We start from the raw sequence: 14,744 nt of genomic DNA on the forward strand, positions 1-14,744 counted from the left end.
TACACGCTCAACTCCGCGGTAATCGATCTCCTGCAGTGCATGATATAAGGAATATCTTGCTGCATCTTTCTGGTTCTCTGCTACTGCGTCCTCCAGATCCAACATGATGGAATCCGGCTTGTAGATGTACGGATCTTTGATCAAGCCCGGCTTCTGGCAGTTTAAAAACATCATGGAACGTCTCAGTCTTTTCTTATTTGGATGGCTCATGATTGAATTGCACCTCCCCATGGAAGATTTTCCGTAATATCGTTGGAGCGGTATACGGCACACTCAACGCGTGCCTTTAAGGTGCAGTCCAATGCTCCTTTGTCTATCACTGTTACCTTTGCATCGGTTACTTCCAGACGGTTTAAGGTTTCCAGAACCGTTGCCTTGATCTGCTTTCCAAACTGATGAATCACACTGCTCTCGATGGAAAGCTCTACCGTGCCATTTCCAGGCTCTACAGTAACCTGGGCATCACTGGACTCCAGGGTTCCTGCCATGGCAGCTTTCTTCACTAACATGCTTTTTTCCTCCTTATATCACCGGAAGCCTTTCGCTCCCCGCAAGATTTAAAATTTTCTCTATGGTCTCCTGCTCACGTCCCGGACATACCACCGACAGAAATTCTTCTGCCTTGTTTCTGGCCTGCGCTCTGCTTAACGGACGTGCCACACTTCCTGACGGATCCTCCACCTCTGTCTCATAGCAGGTGCCGTCCTGCATGGTCAGTTTCATAAAACAGCCCCAATGTTTCGGGTACTGTTCCGTAAAACGGTCTGACGGCTGCACGATAACTTTTGCCAGCAGATCCTGAACGGCTTTCTTCTCCACGACTTCCGGTTCAAATTGTCCCATTGCCACGGTTCCGTAAAGAAATGCTGCTGCCACGGAATATGGCGTGGAAAATTTTGCATCCAGAATCGTCTTTGGATGCAAACAGCCATCGCTGACCGCACACTGTTTATAGCCCACCAGATAAGTATCGATCTCGACTTTCTGAACCTGTTCTGCCAGAATCTCAGCTTCGCCTTCCGTACGGATTGTAAGACCCATGCGCGCTTCCATCTGCCTGCGGATGTCGAGAACCGCATCGATCGCGCAGTGGGCACTCCTGCAGCATGGATAAGGCTTCATATCCATATTTAAGATCTCATAAACTTCCCCCAGTCCCTGGCTGAGTTTCGAAGCATCCCCGCCGTCCGACATGGCATATAAGAGTCCGCCATCCTTCGCGTCAAAAATATGCTCCGGTCCGCTCATGCCTGCCTTTGCCAGAAAGGCGGCTTCGATTCCGTCTGCCGCAGCTCTCGCCGGATGCAGGATCTTGCAGTTACTTCCATCTCCCAGGAAGGCCCAGACACCACTCGACTGGGTTCCCGCCATGCCAAGCGCTGACACGATCTGGTCCACGCTCAGATCCAGAAGCTTCGCGCAGGCAGCAGCGCAGCCAAACACGCCGCAGGTTGCCGTGGCATGCCAGCCCCGGTTCCGATGCGCAGACACACCAAATGCCATGCCTACCCGGTTCACAGTCTCATAGCCGCAGATCACTGCCAGAAGGAACTCTTTCCCACTTTTTTCTAGATACTCCGCACAGGACCAGGCGGCCGGGATCAGGCTTGCGCTGCCGTGGGTCTTAGATGCCGTATGGACATCGTCCAGCTCCAGAGTGTGCGCCAGCATGGCATTTAACATCGCGGCGGTTGCCAGCGGATATTTCCGGCTATCGCCCCAGACAGAAACAAAATTGCCACCAGGCATTTCCACCGGACAGCCGCTTACCGCGCCCAGTGCCTGTTTCGCTGCTGCCACCAGCGGATCTTTCGCCGCCCCGGCTGCCACACTGACCAGATCAAGCACGCGGAGCGCGGCAGTTTCCCGCACGCGCTCCGGCAACTGGTCCCATGTGATGTCATGAATAAATTGTGCTAATTTCCGCAGATCCGACATACACACGCCCCATTTCTATTCTGCTTTGTAAGAGTTGATCAGGCTGCCTGCCAGAAGTACTTTCTTCTCTGCCTCTGTTACACCGTTTAACTCCAGCTCCATGGTACGGGTGCTTCCGTCTTTTCCGATGATGGTTGCCTCAAACCTGGTTACACCATCTTCTACCGCCTTGCGGATGCCCGGCAGGTATACATACTCGCCAACCTCCAGATTGATGTTGTCATCCGGGTAGGTGAACGGCAGCATGCCCCAGTTTACACAGTTACTGCGGTAACGCTTGGTTGCATACTCGATGCAGATGTTTGCCAGACCACCCAATACCTTCTGGCAGCTTGCTGCGTACTCACGCGCAGAGCCATCGCCCGGACGCTTTGCATACAGAACAGAACCGATTCCAGTGGTCTTCATGAGTTCTTCCGTTGGTGCGTTGACGCCAACTGCCTTTAAAACTTCGTAAACTTCCGCAGTCTTTGCTGCATCGCCTGCCACACGGGCTTTCTCATAGACCTGAACGGCTTTTGCCTTGCCGACGTACTCCGGGTCTTTCCGGATCAGGGTGAACTCAGAGATCTTGTACGGATTGGAACGGTAGGATGCCGTCTCACCGGACGGGATCAGCTCATCGGTGGTGGTTACTTCATCGCGGATCACACTTGCCACCTGAAGGAGCAGGTTGTCAGTCAGGGCAGACATCTGCGGCCAGTCTTTGATGGACGGACCATAAACGATCTCGGTTTCCGGCTGTGCCTTGCCATAACCGTTATAAACGATGTTATCGTAAATGTTGCTGTTAAACTCGTAAGCCGGAACTGTGAACTCAACCGGGCAGCTCTCAGCAGAGGTTAAGTAGCCGCCGTTGAATGCGGTTGCCGCGATGGACTTGGAATCCATCAGCGCTACCGATGCGATCTGGCCGTTTGCCGGGCTTGAGCCTTCGCGGTTCGGGAAGTTTCTGGTGCTGTGACGGATACAGAAATCGTTGTTGCCAGGAGCATCGGAAGCACCGAAGCACGGTCCGCAGAATGCGGTCTTCACGCGTGCACCATAGTTCATTAAGTCATTCAGCACACCGATCTTGTTTAACTCATACATGATCGGCTGGGATGCCGGGTAGATGTTTAACGGGAAAGTTCCAAGGCCGTGATTTAACTTCTTCGCGATCTGATCTACTGCATAAATGTTCTCAAAGGAGCCTGCAGCACAGCCTGCGATGGCAGCCTGGTCTACCTTAATCTTGCCGTTATGGATCTTGGAGCGCAGATCTAAGTGGATGTCCTTGTTATTCTCAAAGACGCGCTCTGCCTCTTTCTCTACCATACCAAGGTATTTCTCCGGATCTGCGATCACATCTGCTAACGGGTAGGCATTACTCGGATGGAACGGCAGTGCGATCATCGGAACGATGGTATCCAGATTGATTTCTACGATGCCGTCATACAGAGCTGCGTCACCCTGCTGCATACGCTTAAAGTCATTCGGACGCTTGTGGATCTCGAAGTACTCTTTGACCTTGTCATCGGTTGCCCATACAGAGGAAAGGCAGGCAGACTCGGTAGTCATGGTATCAATGCCGTTACGGAAATCCATGGACAGACTGCCAACGCCAGGTCCGATGAATTCCAGGACCTTATTCTTTACAAAATTGTTCTTAAATACCTTACCAATGATGCTCAATGCCACATCCATCGGTCCTACCCACGGCTTCGGCGCTCCGGTCATAAACACACCAATAACCTCCGGGTAGTCGATCTCATAATATTTTCCGAGCATTGCCTTTGCCAGCTCCGGGCCGCCCTCACCGATGGATACGGAACCCTGGGTACCGTAACGGGTATGGGAATCGGATACGATAGACATATCACCGGATTTGACGATCATCTCGCGCATGTACTGGTGAATGACTGCCTCATGCGGCGGAACGAAGATGCCACCGGACTTCTTGCAGGCAGACTCTGCGTATTTATGTACATCGGTATTGATGGTTCCGCCTACCGCGCACAGGCAGTTATGGCAGTTGGTGAAGACACACGGCATCGGGAATTCTTTGAGTCCGCTTGCGTATGCCGTCTGTAAGATACCAACGTAAGTGTTATCGTAAACACCCATGGAATCAAATTTGATTTCCAGATGCTCCATGTTATCAGAGTGATTGTGCTTTTCCAGAACCTGATAGGTCAGGGTCTGTTTCTTGCCCTCTTCGGCAGAAAGCTTTGCAGCCTCCTCCGCGGTTGCGATATGATCGTTATTTACGATATACTGTTTTCCTTCATGTAAGGTTACCATGTGAATATTCTCCTTTCATTTTCCAAACGAATGCAGACTAGCATCAATCAGTCTCTGACATAAACCCAGCCGTCCATAATCCGTCTTGCGGTACGGGTCACACCGCCCTTGATGACACGCTCGCCGTCCATCTTGACGTCAACTTCCGTCACGCCGCTGGAATGACCGATCTTAATGATATCCTGATCCGATGCCGGTTTCGCGATCTCGTTAACAATGGTTCCCGGGATTCTTGCTGCTGCCCCGGTTCCGACTGCAACGGTCATCGGATAAGCTTTGTGCAGGGATCCTACAGAAATGGCCCGGCAGCAGATATCCATGGACTCTGCTTTTACTTCGTTTTTGTCCATGTCGGTGTAATCCTGCGGCTCGGAAATGATGGAAACCTTTGGTGCGGAGGTGGACTTGGTTCTTGCGTCCTCCCAGTTCTCTACAAAGCCACATTTCTGTGCAGCGATGCAGCGGATTCGCTCAATGTGCTCCATCACATCTTTATTCTGGTTTAATTCCACCAGCTCGGTTCCCTTGATTCCCAGATCTTTTGCCCGGATAAATACCATCGGGTTAGAGCAGTCCAGTACGGTCACTTCAATCTCGCCATATCCCGGAACATCGAAGATATCACGCTTGTTTCCGGTCGGGAACAGCTTTCCGGTCTTGGAACCAGCCGGGTCTTCAAAGTACATATCGATGCGGGATCCGGTTCCCGGAACCCCCTTGATGACCTCATCGCCGTGTACCATGGCATGTCCGTCTTCTACCCGCACATGCTCCTCGATGATCTTGTTGGTGTTGGTGTTTAATACTCTTACTACGGTAATCGGCTCCACGGCCTTAACCAGTCCTTCATCAATGGCAAACGGTCCGACTGCAGAAGAGATATTGCCGCAGTTTGCGCTTCCATCTACACGCGGAATCACGATATCAACCTGTTTGAAGGTGTAGTTGACATCCACATCCTCCCGGTCAGACGGAGAAATGATGGCAATCTTACTGGTTGAGGAAACCGTTCCTCCCATACCATCGATCTGCTTGACATCCGGTGTTCCCATCACCTTCAGAAAGATTTCGTCCCAGAGGTTTTTATCCTCCGGAAGATCCTTTTCATGGAAGAATACTGCCTTGCTTGTGCCGCCGCGCATATACACGCAGGGATATTTTTTCATATACATAACCGACAACTCCTTTCAGATTTCCTACCTGTTTTTTGTTATCTTTACTATACGTTATCCATATCATAAAGTAAAATGGTCTATTTTTATCGTTATCAATAACCATTTGGAATGTTTCTATAATATCCAATTCTAATTTGGGAAATGATTTCTATCGGTGAAAAAACTTGACCCTGGAACAATTCCAGGGTTTATAATAGAAACAAAAAAGATGTTACATAAATGGAGGATTTCAGAAATGAGAAAGAATCATAAGATAAAAGCAGCACTCTTTGCAGGACTTGCAGGAACCATGCTGTTTGGAAGCTACATGACCGCCTATGCAGCCGGAGTGACCAAAGCTAACGGAAAGCTTTACTACTACCAGGCAGACGGTTCTCTGGGTACTGGTCTGATTCATGATACTGCTTCCGACAAATACTACTATGCCCTCTCCGACGGCAGCCTGGTTACCGGCTGGCTTCACCTGGATCAGGATTACTACTATATGAATGATGACGGTGCACTCTGGACCGGCTGGAGAACCATAAGCGGTTCCCGCTACTATTTCTATCCGGAATCCGGAAAATGTGCGTTAAACGTTGCCATGGAAATCGGCGGCAGCTGGTACTTATTCGGAACCGACGGCAAGATGCAAACCGGTTTCCAGAATGTCAACGGAAACACCTACTACTTTGATCCGTCTACCGGTGTCATGTACGCAGGAACCACCCGCACCATCAACGGTATTTCCTACACCTTCAATGCAAACGGAACCTGTACCACCCATGTGGATACCGCAAACTCCTTCACCATTGGCGATGAGGCAAATAATCAGAACAAAAAACCAAACAGCCAGACCACGCAGGAAACCAGAACCGAAGGCGGTTCCCGTGTTGTAACTGCCGGTTCCAGCAGATATTAGTTTCCGATAGCAAAAAAGAGCCTGACCATTTCTCCCCTGGGCCAGGCTCTTCTCTTTCTTTTGTTCTGTTTTTTTATCTGCAAATACTCCCTATATTTCCAGACCAGGAGGCTTCCTGCTCTCCTATGACGCCGCGTCCTTCTTTAAAAATCCCAGGATCACACAACCCACTGCGGAACCGACAGCCACAGCCGCCAGATACATAAGCGGATTGCCGATTGTCGGCAGGACAAACATGCCGCCGTGCGGTGCCCTGAGCGTACATCCGAATGCCATGGACAGACCTCCTGCCACTGCTGCTCCGATCGCACAGGACGGAATCACACGAAGCGGATCCTGAGCTGCGAACGGAATGGCACCCTCTGTAATGAAGGAAAGTCCCATCACGTAGTTTACAATGCCGGACTGGCGTTCTTTCTCGGTAAATTTTTTCTTAAAAAAGGTGGTACACAGGGCAATGGCGATCGGAGGAACCATACCGCCTGCCATAACAGAGGCCATCACCTCAAAGTTGCCCTCTGCCAGCTGTGCCGTTCCAAATACATAGGCTGCCTTGTTGAACGGACCACCCATATCGATGGACATCATGCCGCCGAGCAGCATTCCGAGCAGAATACGGCTGGTACCACCCATTCCGTTTAAGAAGGCAGTAAGCGCATCATTGATCATGCCCATATATGGGTTGATAAAGGTGGTCACCACTGCTGCCAGGAAAATACCGATAACCGGATACAGAAGGACCGGCTTAATGCCCTCTAAGGATTTCGGCAGCTTCGAGAACAGCTTTCTTAAACCGAGCACCAGATAACCGCCTGCAAAGCCTGCAAACAATGCTCCTAAAAATCCGGCGTTCACATCGCCGCCTGCCGGGTTTGCGAATGTGCATCCCATCTTCGCGATCAGGCCAGCCACCAGGCCGACTGCAAGGCCAGGACGGTCTGCGATGCTCATGGCAATGAAACCGGCAAGGATCGGAAGCATCATACCGAAGGCCTGCTCACCGATGGTCTTTAAGTATGCTGCAAGCGGTGTATTCTTACCAAAGTTGGAAGGATCAATCGAATAATCATCAAGCAGGAAGGCCAGCGCGATCAGGATTCCGCCGCCGATCACGAACGGAAGCATATGAGATACGCCATTCATCAGGTGCTTATAAATCGTACGTCCGATGCTGTCCTTTCCCTCATCAGAAGTGCTGCTTTCGCTGCCATCCTCCTGATGGTGGTAAACCGGAACACTTCCGCTTACCGCGCGTTTGATCAGCTCCTCTGCCTTATGAATGCCATCTGCGACCGGGACCTGGATCACAGATTTTCCGTTGAAACGCGCCATGCCGACATTCTTGTCCGCGGCCACGATGATAGCCTCAGCAGAGTCGATCTCGGCCTTTGTCAGCACGTTCTGGGCACCACCGGATCCGTCAGTCTCCACCTTAATGGAAACTCCAAGCTTCTTTGCCATATTTTCCAGGCTCTCTGCAGCCATATAGGTGTGGGCAATGCCGGTCGGACAGGCGGTAACTGCCAGAACACGATAACCTGCAGCTTTCTTTTTTTCTTCGTTTTCTTTCTTTTCCTCTGCACCAAATTTTGCGGTCTCCGCATCATCAATCACCTTTAAAAAGGCCTCCTTGGATTCCGCCTTTAACAGTCCTTCCATGAAGTCCGGATTCATCAGCAGTGTGGAAAGTCTGGAAAGTGCTTCCAAATGCACATCCGCGCCCTCCGCCGGTGCCGCGATCATAAACAGGATATTTGCCAAAGAACCGTCAAACGCCTCATAATCAACACCTGCCGGCACCACCATAGCTGCCAGTCCAGGCTCCTTTACTGCCTCCACCTTGGCATGCGGAATTGCAATGCCGCCGCCAATGCCGGTACTGCCAAGTGCTTCTCTTGCAAGGATTCCTTCCTTATATCCGGCCTTGTCCTTCAGCCGTCCTCCGGCCGCCATGAGATCTACCAGCTTGTCAATTGCTTCTTCTTTTGTGGATACAGATACATTCAGTCCAATACTTTCCTGCTTCAGCAATTCTGTAATTCGCATCATTTACTCCCTCTGTTTTTTATTCAGCTGCGTGAACAGTTCCATGATTTTTTCCCGGCTGCCGATTCCATGCGAAAAGGCAGTCGCTCCTCCGCTTGCCGTGCCAAGCTTTAAGGCATAACCATAATCTCCTGTTTTCAGGTATCCTGCCAGAAAACCGGCTACCATGGAATCCCCTGCTCCTACGGAATTTACTACAGTTCCGTGGCAGACACCCTCTCTGTAAACAGCTCCGTCTTCTGTCAGGAGCACTGCCCCGTCCCCGGCCATTGACACCAGAACATTGCGGGCGCCTGATGCCTGCAGCTCTTTTGCACCTGCCAGGACATCTTCATTTGTGGAGAGTGTTCTGCCAAGCATTGCCTCAAGCTCATGGTTATTCGGCTTGATCAGAAACGGATGAAGCGGAAGCACCTCCATCAGAAGCGCTTTCTCCGCATCCACCACGATCTGAATACCGCGGCCCTGGAGACGTTCCATGATCTCCTTATAAATACTGCTGCGGATACTGGACGGGATGCTTCCGGAAAGCACCAGAATATCTCCGGCTTTCAGCTCGTTCAGCTGTTCGAACAAAAGCTCCACATTTGTTCCGGTGATGTCCGGCCCCATGCCGTTGATCTCGGTCTCCTCATCTGATTTCATCTTCACGTTGATGCGTGACAGACCATCCTTTACGCGGATAAAGTCAGAATGAAAACCGGCTTTCTGACATCGCCTCACAATCTCCTCTCCGGTAAATCCGGCTACAAACCCAAGAGCTGTACTCTCATAGCCCAGGTTTGCAAGCAGCGCTGAAACATTAATGCCCTTTCCTCCGCAGACCATGGTTTCTTCCTTTGTCCGGTTGATCTGGCCCGGTGTAAAATGATCCACAGCGATCACATAGTCCAGAGCCGGATTAAAGGTTACTGTGTAAATCATATGTCATCTCTCCTTAGTTTTAAGAAAATATATTTCTTATCGTTGAATCAATCATAATATGATTTTTTATTTTCGTCAATAGTGTTTTTCGTGAAACTTATTTTCGTGCCGATTTTCAGCATTTAACACAAAAAGATGGTCTCCATATACAGGAATACCATCTTTCTTTTGTGTAATATATCTATGCTATTCTTTCCGTTTTTCCATCTGTTTATCCGCAGAAATTGCTTTTTCATGCCGGCGCACATGACCGGCTGCCGTCGGCATGCCTGCCATCAGGAGAAGATACAAAATTTCCATGACTGCCGTAGCCGCAACACGGGAAAACCAGAACTCCTCGGTAAAGAGCTTTTCCCGGGTGGCCGTGATGATGCGGTAGTCTGCCATCTGTGCCAGCGGAGACTCCGGGTTGTTGGTGATCAGAATGACCGCAGCACCATTTTCTTTCGCGCCTTGCGCAAGAATCTGCAGACGGTTGGAGGTACCAGAGTTGGAAATGATAAGCACCACATCCTCCGGCCCCAGATTAAACGCATAAGCCGTCTGTGCTTCCCAGATTGTTTCTGCTACTGCCGTAATTCCAAGCTGACTGAATTTGAACGCTCCGTCCAGCGCCACCGGGAGCGTGTTACCCACCGCTGCCAGCTGTACAAGCCGTGCATGCTCCAGCTTTTGTAAAATTGCTTCCAGATTGTCTGTGTCCATCATCCGGACTGTTTCGGTCAGTTCCGCCACCTTATTCGCCAGAATGTTCTTTAACGACTGGTCCAGATCATGACGGTCAATCTCATTGGTGACCTCCTGTTCCCGGTGTGCCTCCTCCAGAAGTTCCCGGGTCAGTGCCAGTTTCAGATCCTGGAATCCCTTAAACCCACAGCGGCGGCAGAACCGGGACACCGTAGCGTCGCTGGTCTGGCTGGCCCTGGCCAGCTCTCCCACCGTCATTCCGGCTGCCTCTGCCTTATGCTCGATCAGAAAATCCGCAATCTTCTTCTCTGCCTCAAAAAAGCTGTCATAAGCCGAACAGATCACAGAGGTTGCATTTCGTGCTTCATTCATTCCATCCACTTCCAATTTCATGTAAATTTGTTTCTTATCTAATACTATAGCACAGGCCGTAGAAAAAAGGAACGAAAAATAACGCAGAAAGCCTGCCGAAAAAAATCGGCAGGCTTTCTTAAGAAGGGATATGAACACGAAGACTCGAATTATTTGATCTTATCGATGGTCTCTAACAGGTAATCGGTAAACTCTGCTGCGCTTGCGCCGTCCACGTCAGTGGTAACGACTTTCTTGCGCTCGGTGATGGTGCAGATATCCAGAGCCTTCTCCAGGATTTCCTTGCGGTCAGCGTAGCCGATGTGAGCCATCAGCATGCCTGCAGCGCGGATCAGGGAACACGGATCTGCGTAATCGCCTCTGCCATGGTTGATCAGGAACGGAGCGGTTCCATGGATTGCCTCAAACATCGCATACTTGTTGCCCAGGTTGGAGGAGGAAGCGGTTCCCAGACCTCCCTGATGCTCTGCAGCTACATCGGTTACGATATCGCCATACAGGTTCGGCAGAACTACAACCTCAATTCCCTTGTTGAACTCCGGATCCAGCATCTTTGCACACATTGCATCAACCAGACGCTCCTGGATCTCGATTTCCGGATATTCCTCACCAACCTTGCGGACAGCCTTGATAAAGTTGCCGTCAGCCAGCTTTACAATGTTCGCCTTGGTTACGATGGTCACGTTCTTCTTGCCGTTCTTTCTTGCAAATTCGAAGGCAGCTCTTGCGATACGCTCACTTCCCTGTTTGGTCTGTACCTTAAAGTCAACCGCCAGGTCATCATTGACCTGAATGCCCTTGTTGCCCCAGATGTACTCACCCTCAATGTTCTCACGGAAGAAGGTCCAGTCAATGTTCTTGTCCGGGATCTTGATCGGACGGACTGCTGCGAACAGCTCCAGGCCACGGCGCAGCAGGCTGTTTGCGGATACCAGGTTCGGCCACGGCTCGCCGGCACGCGGGGTAACCATAGGTCCTTTGATGATGACGTTGCATTTTTTGATCTCTTCGAATACATCATTCGGAAGGCTCTGCAGCTTTGCGGCACGGTTCTCAATGGTCATGCCCTCAATCTCGCGGATCTCAATACGACCGCTTGCGATTTCCGGTGCCAGCAGATCATTTAATACGCGAAGTGCCTGCTTCATGATGATCGGGCCAATGCCATCGCCCGGGAGCACGCCAATCACGATCTTCTTGAGCTTATCAAAGTCAGTCACCTCGTTATCTGCTTTCATACGCTCGATGCGCTCAAACTCGGACTGGATCAGCTCCCCGAATTTTTCCTGTGCAGCTTTTACGTTCTCTACATTCTTCTCCATGATTTTCCCTCCATGAATGCTCGTTGTTTGTTATGGTTTTATCTTAACATGGAGTTATTCATAGGTAAAATACATAAATCAGCATATCTCATATAGGAATTTTGCATGATGTGTGGTAAACTAAACTATAGAAATATACAAACTATAGCATGACCATACACTGCTGTCGCACCATATGCCAGCCATATCATCCCAGAATATCCGGAGGTTTCTCCATGACACAAAACGAACTGCTCTATATGCTTACCATTGCAGAACACGGAACTATCACAAGGGCTGCACAGGAGCTCTTTATCTCCCAGCCATCTCTCAGCGAATCTTTAAACAAAGTCGAGCAGGAATTTGACACCCGGATCTTTTCGCGTACCCAGGAATGCCTGGTTCCTACTGCATTCGGAGAGCATTATTTGAAAACTGCAAGAAATATCCTGGACCGATACAGGAAGCTGGAAACCGATCTGGACGAATACCGCCAGCTGCGTAAGGGAAGCCTGACTTTTGGCATTCCCTTCAATCTTGGCGCCTATCTTCTGCCTAGGATCCTTCCTGCTTTCCAGCAGATTTATCCGGACATTACCGTACAGTTTAAAGAAAACAACTCCACGGAACTGGACAAACTGATGCTGTCCGGAAAACTCGATTTTTCTGTCATGCACTACGAAACACCCAATGAAGCCATCCACTATGATCTGTTAGCCGAAGATGACTTCTATCTGGTCATGCCGCTTACGCTTGCCCATAAATACCAATTTCCAGACTACCGCACTTTAAGCATCTACAATCTGAAAGCGTTGGAACAAGAACCTTTCCTCATGGTAGCAAGCAGACAAAAGCTGCGGCAGGTGGCAGACTCGATTCTGTCCCAACTCTCCATCAAACCCAATATCCGCTATACCACAAAAAATATGGAAACAGCCAAACGCCTGGCTGCTGCCGGTATGGGGATCACCTTTCTCCCGCATTCTTATTTGAATCTTTTTTCCGGTGTTGAAAACCTCGCCTGCTATCCACTGGATCCGTCATTAAACGCATCCTGGAAGCTGGTCATCGGCTACCCGGACGGACGCTCGCTTTCCCGGTGTGCAAAAGAATTTATCCGTTTTCTAAAAGAAAAAATCCAGCCAGACGAAGTGTAATACTTCGCCGGTTGGATTTTTTTTACAGATATCGGCTTTTCAATCATTTGATGAACTGTTGCCACCATCTATTTTTGCTATATCATCCTATTTTTCTTTTAACTCATCATACATGGAAAGAATCTCTCCCGCCGCCTGAAGGTAGAGTTCTCCCTCCTGCGTCGGCCGCAGGCCCTCTGGAGTCCGCTTAAAAAGGATAATATCCATATCTTCCTCCACACGGTGCACCGCACGACTTAAGGAAGAAGGATTCTTCCGAAGCAGAACCGCTGCTTTTTGGATACTTCCTGCCTCCGCGATGCATTTCATATAGCGAAGTTCTTTCTCATTCATAGACTTTTCCCCAATTCGATCCTGCACTCCAAACAAGATTTCTTTGCACACTAGTTATCCGATCTGGAAAAAGCATTCTTCATCTGACTGCTCAATTCAAACAGAACCTTATCTAGGGTGTCTGCCGTCTTTTTCTTTAACATCTGTGCGATCTCCCGGTTTGCATCTTCCCGCAGGATCCGGCGTTCTTGTGCATCCTCAGTCTGCTCCATCAGCGCATCGTACTTATGCAGAATTGCATACGCATCCGACTGAACCGCCAGCTGGTAACGCTCCACATGGACAATGGATGTTCCGTAGGAGGCATCAGTCATGGCAGCAATGAGACGGCTGTTCCAGTAGAAATTATCGGTAGAAACCTCTTTTGTGGTATTGGAAAGATACTCCGGAGTTCCGGAAACACGTGCATAAAACGGCACCAGTACATTGAATGCGTTTGAGGCAAAGGCCAGCCACTGGATTACAGCCGCATCCTCCGGCTGATCTGGGCGCATCTGGATCACAGCCACAAAGTCATTTCGATTAATGCCAACCGCACGGTATTTGCCACGCTCCGAAAGATCTCCGCTATGGACATACGGATCATACCGTGTGCCCTGATAATGGGTGGAAAGCACGTATTTAACATCCTCCACGGTCAGCTTTTTCTCCGGCACCAGGCTCCACGGGATATCATCGGATTCCGGTCCGTACTTTGCATCTGCTCCATCCCAGGAGAAGGTATGCGGATTTAAGCAACGCTCGATATACCAGGCACGGGGCGTATTGTATACATGATCTGAATCGGTGTGGCTTCCGAATGCATCCCGCGGGCAGAACACACTCTCCTCATCCAGGCGCAGATCCAGATGATTCTTCTCGATAAACTCTCTTAAATCTGCAGAGCAAAGGTGCTCTCTCTGTTCGCCAAACGCATCCTCCAGATTAAATTCATCCATACCAAACTGATTCGGCATCACCACATACCGATCATCCGGAACTTTCTTTGCGATCCAGTGATGCCCTCCGATCGTCTCCAGCCACCAGATCTCATCCTGATCCTGGAATGCAATGCCATTCTTCTCATAGGTTCCGTAGGTCTCCAGAAGGCTTCCCAGGCGAAGCACACCTTCCCTTGCACTGTTGATGTAAGGAAGCACCAGATATACAATATCTTCCTCACCGATGCCGCCCGGCACTTCCTCTTTCCCGTCCTCCGCAGGCTGGTATTCCACCAGAGGATCTGCGCCAAGTACCCGGGGATTGGAGGTAATTGTCTCGGTGGCCGTCATAGCCACGTTCTTCTCATTCACGCCGCTGGCCGCCCAGATCCCCTTTCCGGCTACCGCATTCGGCACTGCCGTAAACTGGTACGGATGCTCCGGAAGTTCCACTTCCACATGGGACAGCACAGAACGGTATGTCCGCTTCTGCTCCTCTGGGTGGATCACCACAAATTTCTTCGGGGTGAAATGACCGGAACCGGAATCATCGTTTCGGGCGATCATGGTGGATCCGTCATAAGATGCATGTTTTCCTACAAGAATCGTTGTACAAGCCATGTTTGTATCCTCCTGATGTCAATTTTTCTATGTAACAATCTTACCGCAGGATACAGAAAAAAACAATGAAAAGACCCGGATAAATC

Annotated in this window: 13 protein-coding genes; 2 read left to right on the forward strand and 11 right to left on the reverse strand. The window is 50.1% G+C overall.

Going from position 1 to position 14,744, the window contains the following annotated elements:
* From DW819_RS15905 to DW819_RS05110, 5 genes are all read right to left on the reverse strand, one after another.
* The coding region (locus DW819_RS15905) for an aldolase/citrate lyase family protein (RefSeq protein ID WP_243025599.1) at window positions 1-210 on the reverse strand (210 nt) is incomplete at its 3' end.
* Entirely contained in the window at window positions 207-509 is a 303-nt protein-coding gene (citD, locus tag DW819_RS05095; protein WP_118732371.1) for a citrate lyase acyl carrier protein, read from the reverse strand. The genes DW819_RS15905 and citD, both read right to left, overlap by 4 nt.
* A gap of 13 nt (window positions 510-522) precedes the next feature.
* Window positions 523-1,938, reverse strand: a complete 1,416-nt coding sequence (locus DW819_RS05100) for an MmgE/PrpD family protein (protein ID WP_118732372.1) — start codon at window positions 1,936-1,938, stop codon at window positions 523-525.
* A 15-nt stretch (window positions 1,939-1,953) separates the two neighbouring features.
* Window positions 1,954-4,221: a hydratase gene (locus DW819_RS05105; protein ID WP_118732373.1), complete on the reverse strand. Its 2,268-nt coding sequence runs from the start codon at window positions 4,219-4,221 to the stop codon at window positions 1,954-1,956.
* Between the two features lie 47 nt (window positions 4,222-4,268).
* Complete coding sequence (locus DW819_RS05110) at window positions 4,269-5,393, reverse strand: PrpF domain-containing protein (RefSeq protein WP_118732374.1); 1,125 nt, start codon at window positions 5,391-5,393, stop codon at window positions 4,269-4,271.
* Between the two features lie 238 nt (window positions 5,394-5,631).
* On the opposite strand from DW819_RS05110, the gene DW819_RS05115 reads away from it, so the two are divergent.
* Window positions 5,632-6,297 (forward strand): hypothetical protein, encoded by a 666-nt coding sequence (locus DW819_RS05115; protein WP_182432569.1) that lies wholly within the window; start codon window positions 5,632-5,634, stop codon window positions 6,295-6,297.
* A 123-nt stretch (window positions 6,298-6,420) separates the two neighbouring features.
* Here DW819_RS05115 and DW819_RS05120 read toward each other — a convergent pair whose 3' ends face one another.
* The 4 genes from DW819_RS05120 to DW819_RS05135 all read right to left on the reverse strand — a co-directional run bounded on the left by DW819_RS05120 (window position 6,421) and on the right by DW819_RS05135 (window position 11,648).
* The gene (locus DW819_RS05120; protein WP_118732424.1) at window positions 6,421-8,343 is read right to left on the reverse strand and encodes a fructose-specific PTS transporter subunit EIIC; all 1,923 of its coding nucleotides are present in this window, start codon (window positions 8,341-8,343) and stop codon (window positions 6,421-6,423) included.
* A gap of 3 nt (window positions 8,344-8,346) precedes the next feature.
* Window positions 8,347-9,267 carry a 1-phosphofructokinase gene (gene pfkB / locus DW819_RS05125; protein ID WP_118732376.1) on the reverse strand — a complete coding sequence of 307 codons (921 nt, stop codon included), beginning with the start codon at window positions 9,265-9,267 and terminating at the stop codon, window positions 8,347-8,349.
* A gap of 186 nt (window positions 9,268-9,453) precedes the next feature.
* Window positions 9,454-10,326: a MurR/RpiR family transcriptional regulator gene (locus DW819_RS05130; RefSeq protein WP_118532289.1), complete on the reverse strand. Its 873-nt coding sequence runs from the start codon at window positions 10,324-10,326 to the stop codon at window positions 9,454-9,456.
* A 149-nt stretch (window positions 10,327-10,475) separates the two neighbouring features.
* The gene (locus DW819_RS05135; RefSeq protein WP_118732377.1) at window positions 10,476-11,648 is read right to left on the reverse strand and encodes an isocitrate/isopropylmalate family dehydrogenase; all 1,173 of its coding nucleotides are present in this window, start codon (window positions 11,646-11,648) and stop codon (window positions 10,476-10,478) included.
* Between the two features lie 215 nt (window positions 11,649-11,863).
* Here DW819_RS05135 and DW819_RS05140 point away from each other — a divergent pair, with 215 nt between their 5' ends.
* The gene (locus tag DW819_RS05140; protein WP_182432570.1) at window positions 11,864-12,784 is read left to right on the forward strand and encodes a LysR family transcriptional regulator; all 921 of its coding nucleotides are present in this window, start codon (window positions 11,864-11,866) and stop codon (window positions 12,782-12,784) included.
* Window positions 12,785-12,871: 87 nt separating this feature from the next.
* Here the strand turns inward: DW819_RS05140 and DW819_RS05145 are convergent, their stop codons facing one another.
* Together DW819_RS05145 and DW819_RS05150 are read right to left on the reverse strand one after the other, a co-directional pair.
* Window positions 12,872-13,117, reverse strand: a complete 246-nt coding sequence (locus DW819_RS05145) for a LysR family transcriptional regulator (RefSeq protein ID WP_118719619.1) — start codon at window positions 13,115-13,117, stop codon at window positions 12,872-12,874.
* A gap of 50 nt (window positions 13,118-13,167) precedes the next feature.
* Window positions 13,168-14,658 carry a C69 family dipeptidase gene (locus tag DW819_RS05150; protein WP_118732379.1) on the reverse strand — a complete coding sequence of 497 codons (1,491 nt, stop codon included), beginning with the start codon at window positions 14,656-14,658 and terminating at the stop codon, window positions 13,168-13,170.
* Window positions 14,659-14,744: the final 86 nt, after the last annotated feature.

Origin of the sequence: Clostridium sp. AM33-3 (assembly GCF_003480315.1) — a bacterium.
In the GTDB taxonomy this organism is placed as follows: domain Bacteria; phylum Bacillota; class Clostridia; order Lachnospirales; family Lachnospiraceae; genus Brotaphodocola.